31 protein-coding genes are annotated in these 15,239 nt (G+C 40.6%); all 31 read right to left on the bottom strand.

Annotated elements, in window-relative coordinates:
- Positions 1-178: 178 nt before the first annotated feature.
- The gene (gene rplQ / locus EO125_RS03590) at positions 179-517 is read right to left on the bottom strand and encodes a 50S ribosomal protein L17 (protein WP_009353923.1); all 339 of its coding nucleotides are present in this window, start codon (positions 515-517) and stop codon (positions 179-181) included.
- Positions 518-531: 14 nt separating this feature from the next.
- On the bottom strand, positions 532-1,539 hold the full coding sequence (locus tag EO125_RS03585; protein WP_127147693.1) for a DNA-directed RNA polymerase subunit alpha: 1,008 nt from the start codon (positions 1,537-1,539) through the stop codon (positions 532-534).
- 51 nt (positions 1,540-1,590) lie between these two features.
- Positions 1,591-1,980, bottom strand: a complete 390-nt coding sequence (gene rpsK, locus EO125_RS03580) for a 30S ribosomal protein S11 (protein WP_009353912.1) — start codon at positions 1,978-1,980, stop codon at positions 1,591-1,593.
- 15 nt (positions 1,981-1,995) lie between these two features.
- The gene (gene rpsM / locus EO125_RS03575; RefSeq protein ID WP_126939407.1) at positions 1,996-2,364 is read right to left on the bottom strand and encodes a 30S ribosomal protein S13; all 369 of its coding nucleotides are present in this window, start codon (positions 2,362-2,364) and stop codon (positions 1,996-1,998) included.
- Between the two features lie 22 nt (positions 2,365-2,386).
- Positions 2,387-2,500 carry a 50S ribosomal protein L36 gene (rpmJ, locus tag EO125_RS03570; RefSeq protein WP_007391661.1) on the bottom strand — a complete coding sequence of 38 codons (114 nt, stop codon included), beginning with the start codon at positions 2,498-2,500 and terminating at the stop codon, positions 2,387-2,389.
- Between the two features lie 26 nt (positions 2,501-2,526).
- The gene (gene infA, locus EO125_RS03565) at positions 2,527-2,745 is read right to left on the bottom strand and encodes a translation initiation factor IF-1 (RefSeq protein ID WP_127147692.1); all 219 of its coding nucleotides are present in this window, start codon (positions 2,743-2,745) and stop codon (positions 2,527-2,529) included.
- 23 nt (positions 2,746-2,768) lie between these two features.
- Positions 2,769-3,539: a type I methionyl aminopeptidase gene (gene map, locus EO125_RS03560; RefSeq protein ID WP_127147691.1), complete on the bottom strand. Its 771-nt coding sequence runs from the start codon at positions 3,537-3,539 to the stop codon at positions 2,769-2,771.
- Positions 3,540-3,542: 3 nt separating this feature from the next.
- Complete coding sequence (locus EO125_RS03555) at positions 3,543-4,106, bottom strand: adenylate kinase (protein ID WP_009353894.1); 564 nt, start codon at positions 4,104-4,106, stop codon at positions 3,543-3,545.
- 11 nt (positions 4,107-4,117) lie between these two features.
- Positions 4,118-5,380, bottom strand: coding sequence for a preprotein translocase subunit SecY (gene secY, locus EO125_RS03550; RefSeq protein ID WP_127069344.1), 1,263 nt, complete (start codon positions 5,378-5,380; stop codon positions 4,118-4,120).
- Position 5,381: 1 nt separating this feature from the next.
- A complete protein-coding gene (rplO, locus tag EO125_RS03545) occupies positions 5,382-5,822 on the bottom strand; it encodes a 50S ribosomal protein L15 (RefSeq protein ID WP_127147690.1) in 441 nt (146 codons plus the stop codon).
- A 19-nt stretch (positions 5,823-5,841) separates the two neighbouring features.
- The gene (rpmD, locus tag EO125_RS03540) at positions 5,842-6,021 is read right to left on the bottom strand and encodes a 50S ribosomal protein L30 (protein WP_009353936.1); all 180 of its coding nucleotides are present in this window, start codon (positions 6,019-6,021) and stop codon (positions 5,842-5,844) included.
- Between the two features lie 14 nt (positions 6,022-6,035).
- Positions 6,036-6,536: a 30S ribosomal protein S5 gene (rpsE, locus tag EO125_RS03535; RefSeq protein ID WP_009353893.1), complete on the bottom strand. Its 501-nt coding sequence runs from the start codon at positions 6,534-6,536 to the stop codon at positions 6,036-6,038.
- Between the two features lie 18 nt (positions 6,537-6,554).
- Entirely contained in the window at positions 6,555-6,917 is a 363-nt protein-coding gene (gene rplR, locus EO125_RS03530; protein ID WP_126939411.1) for a 50S ribosomal protein L18, read from the bottom strand.
- 31 nt (positions 6,918-6,948) lie between these two features.
- Positions 6,949-7,494, bottom strand: a complete 546-nt coding sequence (gene rplF / locus EO125_RS03525; RefSeq protein WP_009353919.1) for a 50S ribosomal protein L6 — start codon at positions 7,492-7,494, stop codon at positions 6,949-6,951.
- Between the two features lie 24 nt (positions 7,495-7,518).
- Positions 7,519-7,917, bottom strand: a complete 399-nt coding sequence (gene rpsH, locus EO125_RS03520; protein ID WP_009353887.1) for a 30S ribosomal protein S8 — start codon at positions 7,915-7,917, stop codon at positions 7,519-7,521.
- Between the two features lie 28 nt (positions 7,918-7,945).
- On the bottom strand, positions 7,946-8,215 hold the full coding sequence (gene rpsN, locus EO125_RS03515) for a 30S ribosomal protein S14 (RefSeq protein ID WP_126938385.1): 270 nt from the start codon (positions 8,213-8,215) through the stop codon (positions 7,946-7,948).
- Positions 8,216-8,232: 17 nt separating this feature from the next.
- Positions 8,233-8,772, bottom strand: coding sequence for a 50S ribosomal protein L5 (rplE, locus tag EO125_RS03510; RefSeq protein ID WP_127147689.1), 540 nt, complete (start codon positions 8,770-8,772; stop codon positions 8,233-8,235).
- 28 nt (positions 8,773-8,800) lie between these two features.
- A complete protein-coding gene (gene rplX, locus EO125_RS03505; RefSeq protein WP_126939413.1) occupies positions 8,801-9,118 on the bottom strand; it encodes a 50S ribosomal protein L24 in 318 nt (105 codons plus the stop codon).
- A 16-nt stretch (positions 9,119-9,134) separates the two neighbouring features.
- Complete coding sequence (rplN, locus tag EO125_RS03500; protein WP_009353930.1) at positions 9,135-9,503, bottom strand: 50S ribosomal protein L14; 369 nt, start codon at positions 9,501-9,503, stop codon at positions 9,135-9,137.
- Positions 9,504-9,527: 24 nt separating this feature from the next.
- Positions 9,528-9,788: a 30S ribosomal protein S17 gene (rpsQ, locus tag EO125_RS03495; protein WP_009353932.1), complete on the bottom strand. Its 261-nt coding sequence runs from the start codon at positions 9,786-9,788 to the stop codon at positions 9,528-9,530.
- A 39-nt stretch (positions 9,789-9,827) separates the two neighbouring features.
- Positions 9,828-10,028 carry a 50S ribosomal protein L29 gene (gene rpmC, locus EO125_RS03490; RefSeq protein WP_009353915.1) on the bottom strand — a complete coding sequence of 67 codons (201 nt, stop codon included), beginning with the start codon at positions 10,026-10,028 and terminating at the stop codon, positions 9,828-9,830.
- The gene (gene rplP / locus EO125_RS03485) at positions 10,018-10,455 is read right to left on the bottom strand and encodes a 50S ribosomal protein L16 (RefSeq protein WP_009353916.1); all 438 of its coding nucleotides are present in this window, start codon (positions 10,453-10,455) and stop codon (positions 10,018-10,020) included. Before rplP ends, rpmC begins: the two co-directional genes overlap by 11 nt.
- A complete protein-coding gene (gene rpsC, locus EO125_RS03480) occupies positions 10,455-11,120 on the bottom strand; it encodes a 30S ribosomal protein S3 (protein WP_127147688.1) in 666 nt (221 codons plus the stop codon). The genes rplP and rpsC overlap by 1 nt, the downstream gene beginning before the upstream one ends.
- An 18-nt stretch (positions 11,121-11,138) precedes the next feature.
- Positions 11,139-11,474, bottom strand: a complete 336-nt coding sequence (gene rplV / locus EO125_RS03475) for a 50S ribosomal protein L22 (RefSeq protein WP_126939415.1) — start codon at positions 11,472-11,474, stop codon at positions 11,139-11,141.
- Between the two features lie 11 nt (positions 11,475-11,485).
- A complete protein-coding gene (gene rpsS / locus EO125_RS03470; RefSeq protein ID WP_126938380.1) occupies positions 11,486-11,767 on the bottom strand; it encodes a 30S ribosomal protein S19 in 282 nt (93 codons plus the stop codon).
- Between the two features lie 22 nt (positions 11,768-11,789).
- A complete protein-coding gene (rplB, locus tag EO125_RS03465) occupies positions 11,790-12,620 on the bottom strand; it encodes a 50S ribosomal protein L2 (protein WP_127147687.1) in 831 nt (276 codons plus the stop codon).
- A 23-nt stretch (positions 12,621-12,643) separates the two neighbouring features.
- Entirely contained in the window at positions 12,644-12,928 is a 285-nt protein-coding gene (rplW, locus tag EO125_RS03460; protein WP_126939416.1) for a 50S ribosomal protein L23, read from the bottom strand.
- Positions 12,928-13,551 (bottom strand): 50S ribosomal protein L4, encoded by a 624-nt coding sequence (rplD, locus tag EO125_RS03455; RefSeq protein WP_009353880.1) that lies wholly within the window; start codon positions 13,549-13,551, stop codon positions 12,928-12,930. Before rplD ends, rplW begins: the two co-directional genes overlap by 1 nt.
- A 25-nt stretch (positions 13,552-13,576) precedes the next feature.
- On the bottom strand, positions 13,577-14,218 hold the full coding sequence (rplC, locus tag EO125_RS03450) for a 50S ribosomal protein L3 (protein ID WP_009353879.1): 642 nt from the start codon (positions 14,216-14,218) through the stop codon (positions 13,577-13,579).
- Positions 14,219-14,237: 19 nt separating this feature from the next.
- Entirely contained in the window at positions 14,238-14,549 is a 312-nt protein-coding gene (rpsJ, locus tag EO125_RS03445; RefSeq protein ID WP_009353924.1) for a 30S ribosomal protein S10, read from the bottom strand.
- Positions 14,550-14,708: 159 nt separating this feature from the next.
- The coding region (locus EO125_RS03440) for an EF-Tu/IF-2/RF-3 family GTPase (RefSeq protein WP_240630428.1) at positions 14,709-15,239 on the bottom strand (531 nt) is incomplete at its 5' end.

Genomic DNA, 15,239 nt, shown 5'->3' with positions numbered 1-15,239 from the left:
CGTTTCAGAGTTCGTATACTTCTATTAAGCAAAAAGAATAGCACTAGCTATTTAGATAGCTAGTGCTAAGAACTTCTTATATGAACAGCCCACACATTTAATAAAGAGCCCCTATAACGCAAAAAAGGCTGCAACAGAATGAGTGGAACTCATCCTATCACAACCAGATTGCTGTTGATTATACAAGCTCAAGAATAGCCAATGGAGCTGCATCGCCTTTACGAAGGCCAAGTTTAATTACACGAGTGTAACCACCGTTGCGCTCAGCATATTTTGGAGCAATTTCATCAAATAATTTTTTAACTGCATCTTCGTTCATAAGAAAAGCAAGAACTTGACGACGAGCATGTAAGTCGCCACGTTTGCCCAATGTAATCATTTCATCAACATATTTACGAAGCTCTTTTGCTTTTGCTTCTGTTGTTTCAATGCGTTCATGTACGAAGAGAGATGTTACCATACCGCGGAACAACGCTTTACGAGCGGAACTGTTGCGGCCTAATTTTCTGTATGCCATTAGTCTTTCTCCTCTTATTCGCTTTGAGATGTTAAGGAATCATTACCCTCATTGTAAGATTGTAATTTCTCTAGAATTTCTTCTACAGATTTTTTCCCTAAATTGCGGATTTTTCCTAATTCGTCTTCTGTTTTACCAGTTAAGTCACCGATTGTATGAATGTTAGCGCGTTTCAAGCAATTGAAAGCACGAACAGACAACTCAAGATCTTCAATAGGAATTGTCGTTGGTCCTTTAGGTTCAGCATCAATATCGCCACCTTCTTGACCATTTGCACTTGTTAATTCTACTTCACTTTCCCCTACATCGATCATATCAAGAGAATGAGCTAATCGAGTAAAGTTTCCTAAATAGGAAATCATGATAGCTGCAGATTTAGCAATTGCATCAGTTGCTGTAATAGAACCATTAGTCCAAACTTCTAAAGTAAGCTTATCAAAGTCCATTTCATTGCCCACACGGACATCGCTGACTTCATATTTTGCTCTTAGAATTGGCGAGAAGATCGAGTCAATTGGAATTTGACCAATCATATCATCTTCACGTTTATTCTTAGTAGATGGTACATATCCTTTACCACGTTCGATACGCACATCCATTACAAGATGAGCTACTTCATCCATTGTAGCAATTACTAATTCTGGATTTAAGACTTCGATTTCAGGAGGCATAAATTGAGTCAAATCACCTGCTGTTAATACTCCATCTTTACGAACATCAATATGTACATCCATCGGTATAGGTGCTTCATCTTCAAGACGAATGCACAACTGCTTAAGGTTCAGAATAATATCGGATACATCCTCACGAACACCTTCAATCGTAGAGAACTCATGAAGTACTCCGTCAATCTTGATGGAAGTAATTGCTGCTCCATCTAAGGATGAAAGCAAAATGCGACGCAAGCTATTACCGAGAGTAATCCCATAACCACGATCTAATGGTTCGCAAACGAATTTACCATAGCGACCATCTTCGGTCATTTCTACTTTCTCGATTCTAAGTTTTTTTTCTTCGCTCATCAGGTATACCCTCCTCTAAAACTTGTCACTTTTCTAAGTATATAGCTCAGATTATACGCGACGACGTTTTGGAGGACGACAGCCGTTATGAGGAATTGGAGTCACATCTTTAATGCTTGTTACTTCAAGACCAGCTGCTTGCAACGCACGAATCGCTGCTTCACGACCAGATCCTGGGCCTTTAACAAATACTTCTACAGTGCGAAGACCGTGTTCCATAGCTGCTTTTGCCGCTTGTTCAGCTGCCATTTGTGCTGCAAATGGAGTGGATTTACGGGAACCACGGAAACCTAGACCACCAGCAGATGCCCAAGAAAGAGCATTACCGTTTACGTCTGTTACTGTAACGATAGTGTTGTTAAAAGTGGAGCGAATATGCGCTGCACCAGATTCGATATGTTTCTTTTCTTTTCTTTTGGATCTAACTGTTTTCTTAGCCACAATATCCCTCCTTTATTATTTCTTCTTACCTGCGATTGCTTTACGAGGACCCTTACGAGTACGAGCATTTGTCTTCGTACGTTGACCACGACATGGAAGTCCCATACGATGACGTTTACCGCGATAGGAGTTGATTTCAATTAAGCGTTTAATGTTAAGGGCTTCTTCACGACGAAGATCACCTTCTACTTTATACTCTGCATCAAGAAGTTCACGGATTTTAGCTACTTCATCTTCACTTAAATCACGAACGCGAGTATCTGGATTGATACCAGTTTTTGCTAATACTTCTTTAGCAAGAGTAAGACCGATACCGTAAATATAAGTTAAACCAATTTCCACACGTTTGTCACGTGGTAAATCTACACCGGCTATACGTGCCATCTATTCATCCACCTCCTATCAATTATCCTTGTTTTTGTTTATGTTTTGGGTTTTCGCAAATAACCATTACACGGCCTTTACGTTTAATAATTTTACATTTTTCGCATATCTTTTTAACTGATGGTTTAACCTTCATAAGTACCTCCTTTGTGGATCCTATGCTTACTTAAAGCGATAGGTGATGCGACCACGGCTTAAGTCATATGGTGTCAGTTCCATAGTAACTTTATCACCAGGAAGGATACGGATAAAATTCATACGCATTTTACCTGACACATGAGCCAAAACAGTATGCCCATTTTCCAATTCTACTTGGAACATGGCATTCGGTAATGCCTCAACGACCGTACCTTCCACTTCAATAACGTCTTCTTTTGACATATCTTTCATCCTCCGGTTACTGGTTATTGTATTAACCTCGGTGTATCACGCATAGTAAGAATTTCTGTACCATTTTCAGTAATGGCAATGGTATGTTCAAAGTGAGCAGCCGGCTTACGGTCCATTGTAACCGCTGTCCAGTTGTCTTCAAGCACTCTTACTTTGTGCGTCCCCATAGTAATCATTGGCTCAATACAGATGACCATTCCTGGTCTAAGTTCTGGACCTTTGCCCTTAGTACCATAATTTGGAACTTGTGGATCTTCATGCATGTTTTTTCCTAAACCATGTCCTACAAAGTCTCGCACAACGCCATATCTATGACGTTCTGCATGAGATTGTACTGCATGGGAAATATCTCCTATATGATTACCCGCTACAGCTTGTTCAATCCCTTTAAAGAGACATTCTTCTGTAACCTTTAGCAATGCATATACTTTAGGACTTACTTCTCCTACTGGAACAGTAATCGCAGAATCTCCATGATATCCATCAATAGATGATACTAAATCGATGCTGATGACATCACCATCTTTGAGTATACGAGATGCGCTAGGAATCCCATGTACTACTTCATGATTTACGGAAGCACAGATAGTTGCTGGATACCCATAGTAACCAATGCAGCTTGGAATTCCTCCATGACTACGAATATATTCTTCGGCAAATTGGTCTAACTCAAGCGTTGATACGCCCGGCTTTACTAGTTTAGCAAGCTCGGTTAACGTCGCTGCTGTCAGTTGAGATGCCTTTCGGATATGCTCAATTTCTTCGGGCGATTTAAAAATAATCATTGATTATTTCTCCAAAGCCGTAACGATATTTGCAAATACTGTGTCCACATCCTGTAAGCCGTTGATTTCTACATATTGACCGCTATTACGGTAGTAATCGATCAATGGTTTAGTAGACTCTTCGTATACAGCAAGACGTTTCTGTACTGTTTCCGGTTTGTCATCATCACGATTTTCAAGACGTGCTCTTTCACTGATGCGTCGAACCAACTCTTCAGATGGAACACTCAAATTAAGTACAGCATCAAGAACGATATTCATTTCTTTTAAAATCGCATCCAAGGAAACAGCTTGTGCTGTAGTTCGAGGGAAGCCATCTAAAATGAAACCTTGTTTACAGTCATCCTTGGACAAGCGTTCACGAACGATGCCAATGGTAACGCTATCTGGAACAAGTTGTCCAGCATCCATATATTTCTTAGCTTCTAATCCTAATGGAGTAGATTCTTTTACAGCGGCACGGAACATGTCACCTGTAGAAATTTGAGGGATACCATATTTTTCAATCAGACGAGCTGCCTGCGTGCCTTTACCAGCACCTGGAGGTCCCATTAATAAAATATACATATCATAATCTCCTATTTCACAAAGCCCTTATATTGGCGTGTTAATACTAAAGATTCTACTTGTTGCATTGTATCTAATGCTACGCCCACTACGATGAGTAGTGCTGTACCACCAAAGTACACACCTTGAATGCCTGTCAATCCACCTATCATATTCGGCAAGATTGCAACGAAAGCTAAGAAAAATGCACCTACTAGTGTAATTCGAGTCATTACTCGGTCTACATAGTCAGCAGTCGGTTTTCCTGGGCGAATACCTGGGATAAAACCACCGTGTTTTTTCATATTATCTGCCATATCCGTAATATTGATTGAGATAGCTGTATAGAAGTATGTAAAAAATAAAATCAATACAGCATACAAAATTGTTTGTATCGGCGTTCCCCATTGGAAATAACTTGCTACAGTTTGTACCCAAGGTACTTGTACAAATTGTGCCAATGTAGCTGGGAACATCAATATGGATGACGCAAAGATAATTGGGATAACCCCTGCTTGATTGACTTTCAAAGGCAGGAATGTTGAGTGACCACCATACATTTTTCGTCCTACCACACGTTTAGCGTATTGGATAGGGATACGACGTTGGCCTTGTGTCACAGCAATTACAAGAACGATCATAGCTACCGCGATGATAGCAAATAGAATCGCTTGAAATACATTAATTGTACCTACTTGTAGGTATTGGTATATAGTTTGAACCCCATCAGGGAATCGTGCTACGATACCAGCAAAGATAATGAGTGAAATACCATTACCTATGCCATGAGCTGTAATTTGTTCCCCCACCCACATCAACAGACATGTGCCTGCTGTAAGGATGATAGAAATCAAAATAACAGACATGAAGCTATTGTCTATAAGCGCATTGCTTGCACGTAGTGCATAGGTCATACCAAAGGCTTGGATAAAGCCAAGGATCACTGTGCCATAACGTGTTACTTTTGCAATTTTTTTACGCCCTTCTTCTCCATCTTTACTCCATGCTTCAAATGTTGGTACTACAGCCCCTAACAATTGCATGATAATCGATGCGTTGATATAAGGTGTAATACTCATTGCAAAGATAGAGAATTTACTTAACGCACCACCGGCGAACAAATCTAGTAAACCAAATAGGTTACCACTGGTGAATAAGCTTTCAATAACAGATGCCTCTACGCCAGGTACCGGGATATGGATACCTAAGCGAAAGACAATGAACATAAGTAATGTATAGACTACTTTGTTGCGTAATTCCGTTACTTTTGTGATGTTCAAGAGGCTATCTAGCACCCTAGATCACCTCTACTTTTCCACCTGCTGCTTCGATTTTTTCTACTGCAGATTTTGTAAAGCCGTTAGCGATAACAGTTAATTTACGTTCTAAAGTTCCGTTACCAAGGATACGGATACCATCACGTACGTTTTTCAAAATACCAGCTTCAATAAGAGCTACTGGATCTACAGTTGCACCGTCTTCGAAACAATTCAATTGAGATACATTAACTTCTGCATATTGAAGTGCAAAGATATTTTTGAAACCACGTTTTGGTAAACGACGATAAAGAGGCATTTGGCCACCTTCGAAGCCAGTGCGCACACCGCCACCACTACGAGAGTTTTGACCTTTTTGACCACGACCGGAAGTTTTACCTAAACCGGATCCAAGACCACGACCTACACGAGTACGAGTTTTTTTGGAACCTGCAGCCGGAGCTAATTCATGAAGTTTCATTCGTGCACCTCCTTATCTATTATACTTCTTCTACTTTTACTAAATGTCTAACTTTGTGAAGCATACCTTCGATTTGAGGTGTCACTTCTTTCACTACTTGGGAGTTAGTTTTTTTCAATCCAAGAGCTTTAACAGTCGCACGTTGATCTGCAGGACGACCGATTAAGCTTTTTGTTAATGTTACTTTAACTTGTGCCATTATTGGTCTCCTTATTAACCGTAAATTTCTTCAAGAGTTTTGCCACGAAGTGCCGCCACGTCTTGAGCTCGTTTTAATTGAGCTAAACCTTCTAGTGTTGCGCGAACCATGTTGTTAGGATTAGAAGATCCTAAGGATTTAGTTAAGATATTACGAACACCAACTAATTCCAATACGGCACGAACTGGGCCACCAGCGATAACTCCAGTACCTTCTGCAGCTGGTTTCAAGAATACGCGACCTGCGCCGAATGTCCCTGTAACTGTATGAGGGATTGTACCATTTTTAATAACAACATGAATAAGGTTTTTCTTAGCATCATCAATGCCTTTACGGATTGCATCAGGTACTTCCGCAGCTTTACCTAAGCCAACACCTACATGACCGTTGCCGTCACCAACAACTACAAGGGCGCTGAAGGAAAAACGACGACCACCTTTAACAACTTTGGCTACGCGGTTGATGAATACTACTCTTTCTTTAAGATCAAGAGTTGTGTAATCAATTCTTGCCATGTCTATAGTTCCTCCTTCTTAGAATTTTAAGCCTGCTTCACGAGCGCCTTCTGCAAGGGCTGCTACACGACCATGATAAATGTAACCACCGCGGTCGAATACTACTGTATCGATACCTGCAGCAATTGCTTTTTTCGCAACAGCTTCACCAACTGCTTTAGCAGCAGCTACGTTACCGCCGTAGGAAAGATTTAATTCTTTATCTTGAGAGCTAGCAGATACTAATGTTTTGCCAGCTACGTCATCAATGACTTGAGCATAAATATTGCTTAAAGAACGGAATACGTTCAAGCGAGGACGTGCAGCCGTACCGGAAATGTGACGACGTAAACGTAAATGACGTTTTGCACGAGCAATTTTGCGTTTGGATGTTCCTGCCAAGATGTCCACTCCTTTCTAATGTAAACTGTTATTACTTACCTTTAGCGCCAGCTTTACCTGCTTTACGACGAACAACTTCGCCTTCGTAACGGATACCTTTACCTTTGTAAGGTTCTGGTTTTCTCCATTTACGAATATCAGCTGCTACTGCACCAACAACTTCTTTGTCAGCACCAGAAACAACGATTTTATTAGGAGCTGGGACATCGATTGTAATACCAGCAGGAGCTTCCATCTCTACTGGATGGGAGAAGCCCAATGTTAAAGCAAGTTTGTTACCTTGCTTAGCCGCTCTGTAACCAACGCCATTGATTTCTAAAGTTTTAGTAAAGCCTTCATGTACGCCTGTTACCATATTTGCAACAAGAGCACGAGTTAAACCGTGTAGAGAACGGTGTTCTTTTCCATCGCTAGGACGAGTTACTGTGATTACATTTTCTTCAACAGCAATGTTAATATCCGGATGGAAAGTACGAGTTAATTCACCTTTTGCACCCTTAACTGTTAACGTATTCTCGTTTTGAGATACTGTTACGCCAGCTGGGATCTCGATAGGCATTCTACCGACACGTGACATTCTTTCTACCTCCTATTGCTATGATTACCAAACGTAAGCGATTACTTCGCCACCTAAACCTTCTTTACGAGCTTGTTTGTCACTCATAATGCCTTTAGATGTAGAAATAACTGCGATACCTAAACCACCAAGTACGCGAGGAAGTTCTTCCTTTTTCGCGTATACACGTAGGCCTGGTTTAGAGATACGTTTAATACCGGTAATTACTTTTTCATTATTAGAACCATATTTCAATGTTACTTTTAAAGTAGCATGTTTTTCATTTTCAATTGTTTCAACTTCCTTAACGAAACCTTCGTCTTTAAGGATAGCTAAAACAGCAGCCTTCATTTTAGAAGCAGGGATTTCAACTGTTTCATGAAGTGCAGAGTTTGCATTACGGATGCGAGTCAGCATATCCGCAATCGGATCTGTCATTACCATCTTCTAAAAACCTCCTCTCGTTATCCTATTACCAACTAGCTTTTTTCACGCCAGGGATTTGTCCTTTGTACGCCAATTCACGGAACGCAATACGGCTAATACCGAATTTACGCATATAACCATGAGGACGACCTGTTAAGTTGCAACGGTTGTGCAAGCGTGTTGGGGATGCGTTGGCAGGTAATTTGGATAAACCTTCGTAATCGCCTGCTGCTTTTAACGCTTCGCGTTTTGCTGCATATTTTGCAACGATACGTGCACGTTTTTTCTCACGTTCGATCATAGATTTTTTAGCCATCTATCGTTTCCTCCTAATTATTTTTCAAAAGGCATGCCGAATTGTGCCAATAATTCACGAGCTTCTTCGTCAGTCTTAGCTGTTGTTACGAAGATAATATCCATACCTGTTACTCGTTCTACTTGATCGTATTCGATTTCAGGGAAGATTAATTGCTCTTTTAGGCCTAATGCATAGTTACCACGACCATCAAACGCTTTAGCGCTGATACCACGGAAGTCACGCACGCGAGGCAATGCCGCATTAATCAATTTATCGAGGAATTCATACATGCGTTCGCCACGAAGAGTTACTTTTGTGCCAAGAGGCATGCCTTCACGAACTTTGAAGTTCGCAATGGATTTTTTCGCGCGAGTTACAACTGGTTTTTGACCAGCGATAATTTCTAAATCTTTAACAGCTGCGTCCAATGCTTTGGAGTTACCAACAGCATCGCCTACGCCGATATTGATTACGATTTTTTCTAATTTAGGAATTTCCATTACGTTGCCATATTGGAATTTCTCTTGTAAAGCCTTCTTAATTTCAGAAGTATATTTTTCTTGTAAACGAGACATTTTGTAAAAGACCTCCTTTCCTTATCAATTAAAGTTTAGCGCCACTTTTAACAGCTACACGAACGAAAGAACCATTTTCCTCAACTTTTTTAGTACGAGTTGGAACTTTTTGTTCAGGATCTAACACCATTACGTTGGATACATGGATTGTACCTTCTTTTTCAATGATGCCACCTTGAGGGTTCGCTTGGCTAGGTTTTGTATGACGCTTAACTAGGTTAAGACCTTTTACAGTTACTCGTTCTTTTTTGATATCAACAGCGATGATTTCGCCTTGTTTACCTTTTTCCTTGCCGGAGATAACAACAACTGTATCACCTTTTTTAACATGTAGTTTTTGGGACATGTTGAGCTCCTCCTTCTTATAACACTTCTGGAGCAAGGGAGATAATTTTCATGAAGTCTTTTTCACGAAGTTCTCTTGCTACAGGTCCGAAAATACGAGTTCCGCGAGGGCTTTTGTCGTCTTTAATAACTACAGCAGCGTTCTCATCGAAACGGATATAGGAACCATCTTGACGACGGATGCCTTTTTTTGAACGAACAATAACGGCTTTTACAACGTCGCCTTTCTTGACAACGCCACCGGGTGATGCATCTTTTACAGAAGCAACGATTACGTCACCAATATTGCCAAATTTACGGTAAGAACCGCCCATCACTTGGATGCACATAATGCGTTTCGCACCAGTGTTATCGGCAACATTCAAAATTGTTTGTTGCTGGATCATGACTTTTCCTCCTTACATCACTGATTATTTTTGTCTTTCAATAATTTCTACAACTCTCCAACGTTTATCTTTAGATAATGGACGAGTTTCTACGATTTTTACGATATCGCCAACTAAGCATTCGTTATTTTCATCATGAGCTTTAAAACGTTTGCTTGTTACCATTGGCTTGCTATATAATTCGTGAGGTACTTTACGATCGATTTGTACAACAACTGTTTTGTCCATTTTGTTGCTTACAACTTTACCTACACGTGCTTTTCGTACATTTCTTACTTCTGCCACGACTTTAAGCCTCCTATTCAATCCAAACAAAATTTGTTATTATGCGTTACCTTTAATTTCTTCTTCTCGTTGTACAGTTTTGATACGAGCGATAGTTTTCTTAACTTCACGGATACGCATTGGATTTTCTAATTGACCAGTAGCGAGTTGAAAACGTAGGTTAAACAACTCTTCTTTCAATTCGGAAACTTTAGTGTTCAACTCGGCAGCGCTCAAATTGCGAATGTCATTAACCTTCATTTACGTCACCACCCAATTCTTTACCCTTAACAACGAACTTAGTTTTGATTGGAAGTTTATGGCTTGCAAGACGCATAGCTTCACGAGCCACTACTTCTGGTACGCCGTTCATTTCAAACATTACACGTCCTGGGCGAACTACTGCTACCCATTTTTCTGGAGAACCTTTACCAGAACCCATACGAACGCCTGCTGGTTTTGCAGTGATTGGTTTATCAGGGAAAATTTTAATCCAAACTTTACCACCACGTTTAATGTAACGTGTCATAGCAATACGGGCTGCTTCGATTTGACGGTTTGTGATCCAAGATGGCTCTAATGCTACTAAACCGAAATCACCATGAGCAACTTTGTTACCACGCATTGCACGGCCTTTCATACGACCACGGAATTGTTTACGATGTTTTACGCGCTTTGGAATTAGCATTAGTTGTCACCTTCTTCCTTTTTAGATGTTTGTTTAGCTTCTGGCAACACTTCACCTTTGTAGATCCATACTTTAATACCGATGCAACCATATGTTGTATGTGCTTCTGCTGTTGCATAGTCGATATTTGCACGAAGTGTGTGAAGTGGAATGGAACCTTCACGGTAGGATTCGCTACGAGCGATTTCCGCACCGCCAAGACGACCGGATACCATTACTTTGATACCTTTAGCGCCTAAACGCATAGTACGACCTACTGCTTGTTTCATTGCACGACGGAAGCTTACACGGCGTTCCAATTGTCCAGCAATGCTTTCAGCAACAAGTTGAGCTTCCATGTCTACTTGTTTAATTTCAGCAATGTTTACATCGATTTGTTTATCTGTAAAACGTTTCAATTCTTTACGGATATCTTCAATACCTTGTCCACCTTTACCGATAACCATACCTGGTTTAGCTGTGTGGATAGTTACTTTAATACGTTTGTTTGTACGCTCAATTTCAATGCGGGAAATACCAGCAATGAAAAGTGTTTTCTTCAAGAAGGTACGAATTTTTACGTCTTCATGAAGGTTAGATGCGAAATCTTTATCAGCATACCATTTTGCGTCCCAATCTTTTACGATACCAACACGCAAGCCATGTGGATTTACTTTTTGACCCACTCTGTTTCCCTCCTTCGATTAAGCTCTTTCTTTAACAACTACTGTTACGTGGCTAGAACGTTTCAAAATTTTGAAAGCCTGTCCACGGGAACGAGGATGAATGCGTTTCATTGTTGGACCTTGATCAACGAAGATCTCAGACACATAAAGATTTTCTACATTCATGTCAAAATTGTGTTCTGCATTTGCGATAGCAGATGTCAAAACTTTAGTTACTACATCGGCGCCAACTTTCGGAGTAAACTTCAAGATGGCAAATGCTTCGCCGATGTTTTTACCGCGCACTAAATCTGCAACGATGCGGATTTTACGAGGCGCAATACGAATATGTCTAGCGATTGCTTTTGCTTCCATGTTAAATCCTCCTATTTTCTGCCTGTAGTTTTTTCGTCCTTACCATGACCTTTATAAGTACGTGTAGGAGCGAATTCACCTAATTTATGACCTACCATATCTTCTGTAATGAATACAGGTACATGTTTGCGACCATCATGCACAGCAATCGTATGGCCTACAAATTGTGGGAAAATAGTAGATGCACGGGACCAGGTTTTTACTACTTTTTTATCATTAGTTTCATTTAAGGCATCAATTTTTTTCAGAAGAGATTCTGCTACAAAAGGGCCTTTTTTAATTGATCTGGACACTGTTATATCTCCTTCCTATATCCTATTTTGTACGACGTTTAACGATTAACTTGCTAGAAGCTTTTTTCTTGTTGCGAGTTTTAACGCCATGAGCTGGTTTACCCCAAGGTGTAACAGGATGTTTACGACCAACTGGAGATTTACCTTCACCACCACCATGTGGATGGTCACAAGGGTTCATTGTAACACCGCGGTTGCCAGGACGAATGCCTTTCCAACGTTGACGACCAGCTTTACCAATAGTGATATTTTCATGGTCAATGTTAGATACAACACCTACTGTAGCACGGCATTCTACACGTACACGACGAAGTTCACCAGATGGTAAACGAAGTAATGCGTAGTTGCCTTCTTTCGCCATTAATTGAGCGGAAGTACCAGCAGAACGAACGATTTGTCCGCCTTTACCGATTTTCATTTCGATGTTGTGTACTTGAGTACCCAATGGAATATTAGCCAATGGTAACGCGTTACCTGGTTTAATATCGGATTCAGGACCGGAGTAAACTACATCACCCACTTTAAGACCATGTGGAGCAATGATATAACGTTTTTCGCCATCTGCATAGTTTAACAATGCAATACGAGCACTACGGTTAGGATCGTATTCGATTGTAGCTACGCGAGCTGGGATATTATCTTTAGTACGTTTGAAGTCAATAATACGGTATTGACGTTTATGACCGCCACCTTGATGACGTACTGTCATTTTACCAGTGTTATTACGACCACCTTTAGAAGTTACTTTTGCGAGCAAGGATTTTTCAGGTTTGCTTGCTGTAATTTCAGTAAAGGCAGACACTGTCATAAACCGACGACCAGCGGAGTACGGTTTAAATGATTTAATTGCCATTATTGGGCCTCCTTACTAGACTCTTATACACCTTCAAATAATTCAATAGATTCGCCAGCTTTCAATGTTACGATAGCTTTTTTGTAATCGCTACGTTTACCCATTGTGCGACCCATGCGTTTAGTTTTTCCTAATACACGGATAGTGGCTACTTTTTCTACTTTTACGTTGAAGATAGATTCAACAGCTTTACGGATTTCTACTTTGTTCGCAGTCAAAGGAACTTGGAAAGTGTATTTGTTTTCTTGCATTAACAAAGTTGTTTTTTCTGTAATGATTGGACGAATTAATACATCAAATTTGTTCATTATCCAAGCACCTCCTCAATTTTTGCAATAGCACCTTCAGCGATGAAGAGTTTGTCGTGATGCAATAAATCGAAGATATTGATGTTCGTGTATGGAAGCGCTTTCACACCTTGAATGTTACGAGCGGATAATTCCACATTTACATCACCGTCAGTGATGAAAAGAACTTTTGCGTCACCTACTTGGAAGTTGTTAAGAATATTTAATACTTCTTTAGTTTTTGGTGCAGCTAATTTCAATTCGTCGATTACGAACAATTCGCTGTTATTTACTTTATCAGATAATGCAGATTTAACTGCTAAACGTCTAGCTTTACGAGGCATAGCTTTATAGTAGCTACGTGGTTGTGGACCAAAAGTGATACCACCACCTACCCAAATTGGGGAACGGCTAGAACCAGCACGAGCACGGCCTGTACCTTTTTGTCTCCAAGGTTTTTTACCGCCACCGCGTACTTCTCCTCGAGTTTTAGTTGCATGTGTACCAAGTCGTTCGTTAGATAGTTGACGAACTACGGCTTGATGCATAACAGCAGCGTTTACTTCAACACCGAATACTGCATCATTCAACTGGATTTCGCCGACTTTAGCGCCGGACATGTTGTATTTAGTTACTGTTGGCATTATGTATCCTCCTTTCGACAATTAGTTATTTAACAGGTTTTACTGTGTTGCGAACCATCACTAGGCTACCTTTAGCACCAGGGATGCCACCTTTGATTAATAAAAGGTTACGTTCAGTATCAACTTTTACAACAGATAGACGTTGTACAGTAACTCTGCCACCACCCATTTGTCCAGGAAGTTTTTTACCTTTAAATACTTTACCGCCGCCACCGGAGATCATTGGACCGATGGAACCTGGTTCACGATGAGATTTGGAACCATGAGTTTCAGGACCACGGCTAAAGTTATGACGCTTGATTGTACCAGCGAAACCTTTACCTTTACCTGTACCCACAACATCTACTAGCTCACCTTCTGCGAAGATATCAGCTGCCAGAGTTTGGCCCACTGTGTAATCAGTTGCTTCAGCAAGGCGAAGTTCACGAAGATATTTAACTGGCGCTACGCCGGCTTTATCGAACTGGCCTTTTACAGGTTTAGTTAAATGTTTTTCTTTAATGGAACCGTAACCAAGCTGTACTGCATTGTAACCGTCGGATTCAACAGTTTTTACTTGCACTACTACGCTAGGTGTAGTTTCCACTACAGTGACAGGAACTAGTTTGCCTTCAGTTGTGAAGACTTGAGTCATTCCTAACTTTTTACCCAAAATAGCTTTAGACATAATCGCACCTCCTTATTTCTTATAATTTTATTTCAATAGATACACCAGCTGGCAAATCTAAGCGAGTGATTGCATCTACTGTTTTCGAATTTGGTTCAATAATTTCTACTAAGCGTTTATGTGTACGCATTTCGAATTGTTCACGGGAATCTTTGTTAACATGTGGAGAACGAAGAATCGTGAAAATATTTTTTTCTGTAGGCAATGGAATTGGTCCAGAAACCAATGCGCCATTGCGTTTTGCAACGTCTACAATACGTTGAGCACTTTGATCCAATGCTTTGTGATCATATGCTTTCAAGCGAATACGGATTTTTTGTTGTTTTGCCATTGTTATATATCTCCCTTCGTCCATTTCCAGAATGAACTGCTCCATAGAAATTCTCCCTCGCGAGGGCAACCTTCTATATCATAGTTTATACACAACCTAAGAGCGGCATGTTTGCCGCTCCTTGATTGCACGGTTTATATAGATAATCTTTCAGTTAGATTATTCTTCGATAGCTGTAACAACACCAGCGCCTACTGTATGGCCACCTTCGCGGATCGCGAAACGTAAACCTTCTTCAATAGCGATTGGAGTGATAAGCTCGATGTTCATAGTGATGTTATCACCAGGCATACACATTTCTGTACCTTCTGGTAAGTTGATAACGCCAGTTACGTCAGTTGTACGGAAGTAGAATTGTGGACGGTAGTTGGAGAAGAATGGAGTATGACGGCCACCTTCTTCTTTTGTCAACACGTATACTTCTGCTTTGAATTTAGTGTGAGGTTTGATAGAACCTGGTTTAGCCAATACTTGACCACGTTCGATGTCTTTACGGTCGATACCGCGAAGCAATGCACCTACATTGTCACCTGCTACTGCAGATTCCAAGATTTTACGGAACATTTCAAGACCTGTAACTGTAGTGCTGGATGGTTCTTCTTGAAGACCTACAATTTCTACTACGTCACCAACGTTGATTTGACCACGTTCTACACGGCCAGTTGCTACTGTACCACGACCAGTGATTGT

The organism is Veillonella sp. VA139, from assembly GCF_003992005.1.
In the GTDB taxonomy this organism is placed as follows: Bacteria; Bacillota; Negativicutes; order Veillonellales; family Veillonellaceae; genus F0422.
Note: the sequence above shows the minus strand (reverse complement) of the source record. Positions and strands in the feature narration are given on the sequence as shown.

Coding starts and splice junctions, on each gene's coding strand:
- map (WP_127147691.1), bottom strand. CDS start 3,539: ATGATTATTTTTAAATCGCCCGAAGAAATTGAGCATATCCGAAAGGCA.
- infA (WP_127147692.1), bottom strand. CDS start 2,745: ATGTCAAAAGAAGACGTTATTGAAGTGGAAGGTACGGTCGTTGAGGCA.
- rpsM (WP_126939407.1), bottom strand. CDS start 2,364: ATGGCACGTATAGCCGGTGTAGATTTACCACGTGACAAACGTGTGGAA.
- rplE (WP_127147689.1), bottom strand. CDS start 8,772: ATGTCTCGTTTACAAGAAAAATATACTTCTGAAATTAAGAAGGCTTTA.
- rplF (WP_009353919.1), bottom strand. CDS start 7,494: ATGTCACGTGTCGGTAGAATGCCTATCGAGATCCCAGCTGGCGTAACA.
- rpsJ (WP_009353924.1), bottom strand. CDS start 14,549: ATGGCAAAACAACAAAAAATCCGTATTCGCTTGAAAGCATATGATCAC.
- EO125_RS03585 (WP_127147693.1), bottom strand. CDS start 1,539: ATGAGCGAAGAAAAAAAACTTAGAATCGAGAAAGTAGAAATGACCGAA.
- rpsN (WP_126938385.1), bottom strand. CDS start 8,215: ATGGCTAAAAAATCTATGATCGAACGTGAGAAAAAACGTGCACGTATC.
- rplO (WP_127147690.1), bottom strand. CDS start 5,822: ATGAAACTTCATGAATTAGCTCCGGCTGCAGGTTCCAAAAAAACTCGT.
- rplB (WP_127147687.1), bottom strand. CDS start 12,620: ATGGCAATTAAATCATTTAAACCGTACTCCGCTGGTCGTCGGTTTATG.
- rplX (WP_126939413.1), bottom strand. CDS start 9,118: ATGTCCCAAAAACTACATGTTAAAAAAGGTGATACAGTTGTTGTTATC.
- EO125_RS03555 (WP_009353894.1), bottom strand. CDS start 4,106: ATGTATATTTTATTAATGGGACCTCCAGGTGCTGGTAAAGGCACGCAG.
- rplQ (WP_009353923.1), bottom strand. CDS start 517: ATGGCATACAGAAAATTAGGCCGCAACAGTTCCGCTCGTAAAGCGTTG.
- rpmJ (WP_007391661.1), bottom strand. CDS start 2,500: ATGAAGGTTAAACCATCAGTTAAAAAGATATGCGAAAAATGTAAAATT.
- rplD (WP_009353880.1), bottom strand. CDS start 13,551: ATGCCAACAGTAACTAAATACAACATGTCCGGCGCTAAAGTCGGCGAA.
- rpsE (WP_009353893.1), bottom strand. CDS start 6,536: ATGGCAAGAATTGATTACACAACTCTTGATCTTAAAGAAAGAGTAGTA.
- rplP (WP_009353916.1), bottom strand. CDS start 10,455: ATGCTAATTCCAAAGCGCGTAAAACATCGTAAACAATTCCGTGGTCGT.
- rplW (WP_126939416.1), bottom strand. CDS start 12,928: ATGAACAAATTTGATGTATTAATTCGTCCAATCATTACAGAAAAAACA.
- rpmC (WP_009353915.1), bottom strand. CDS start 10,028: ATGAAGGTTAATGACATTCGCAATTTGAGCGCTGCCGAGTTGAACACT.
- rplV (WP_126939415.1), bottom strand. CDS start 11,474: ATGGAAGCAAAAGCAATCGCTAGACATATTCGTATTGCGCCTCGTAAA.
- rpsH (WP_009353887.1), bottom strand. CDS start 7,917: ATGGTAATGACAGATCCGATTGCGGATATGCTGACTCGCATCCGTAAT.
- rpmD (WP_009353936.1), bottom strand. CDS start 6,021: ATGGCACAAGTTAAAGTAACATTAACAAAAAGCTTAATCGGTCGTCCT.
- rplN (WP_009353930.1), bottom strand. CDS start 9,503: ATGATCCAGCAACAAACAATTTTGAATGTTGCCGATAACACTGGTGCG.
- rplC (WP_009353879.1), bottom strand. CDS start 14,218: ATGTCTAAAGCTATTTTGGGTAAAAAGTTAGGAATGACTCAAGTCTTC.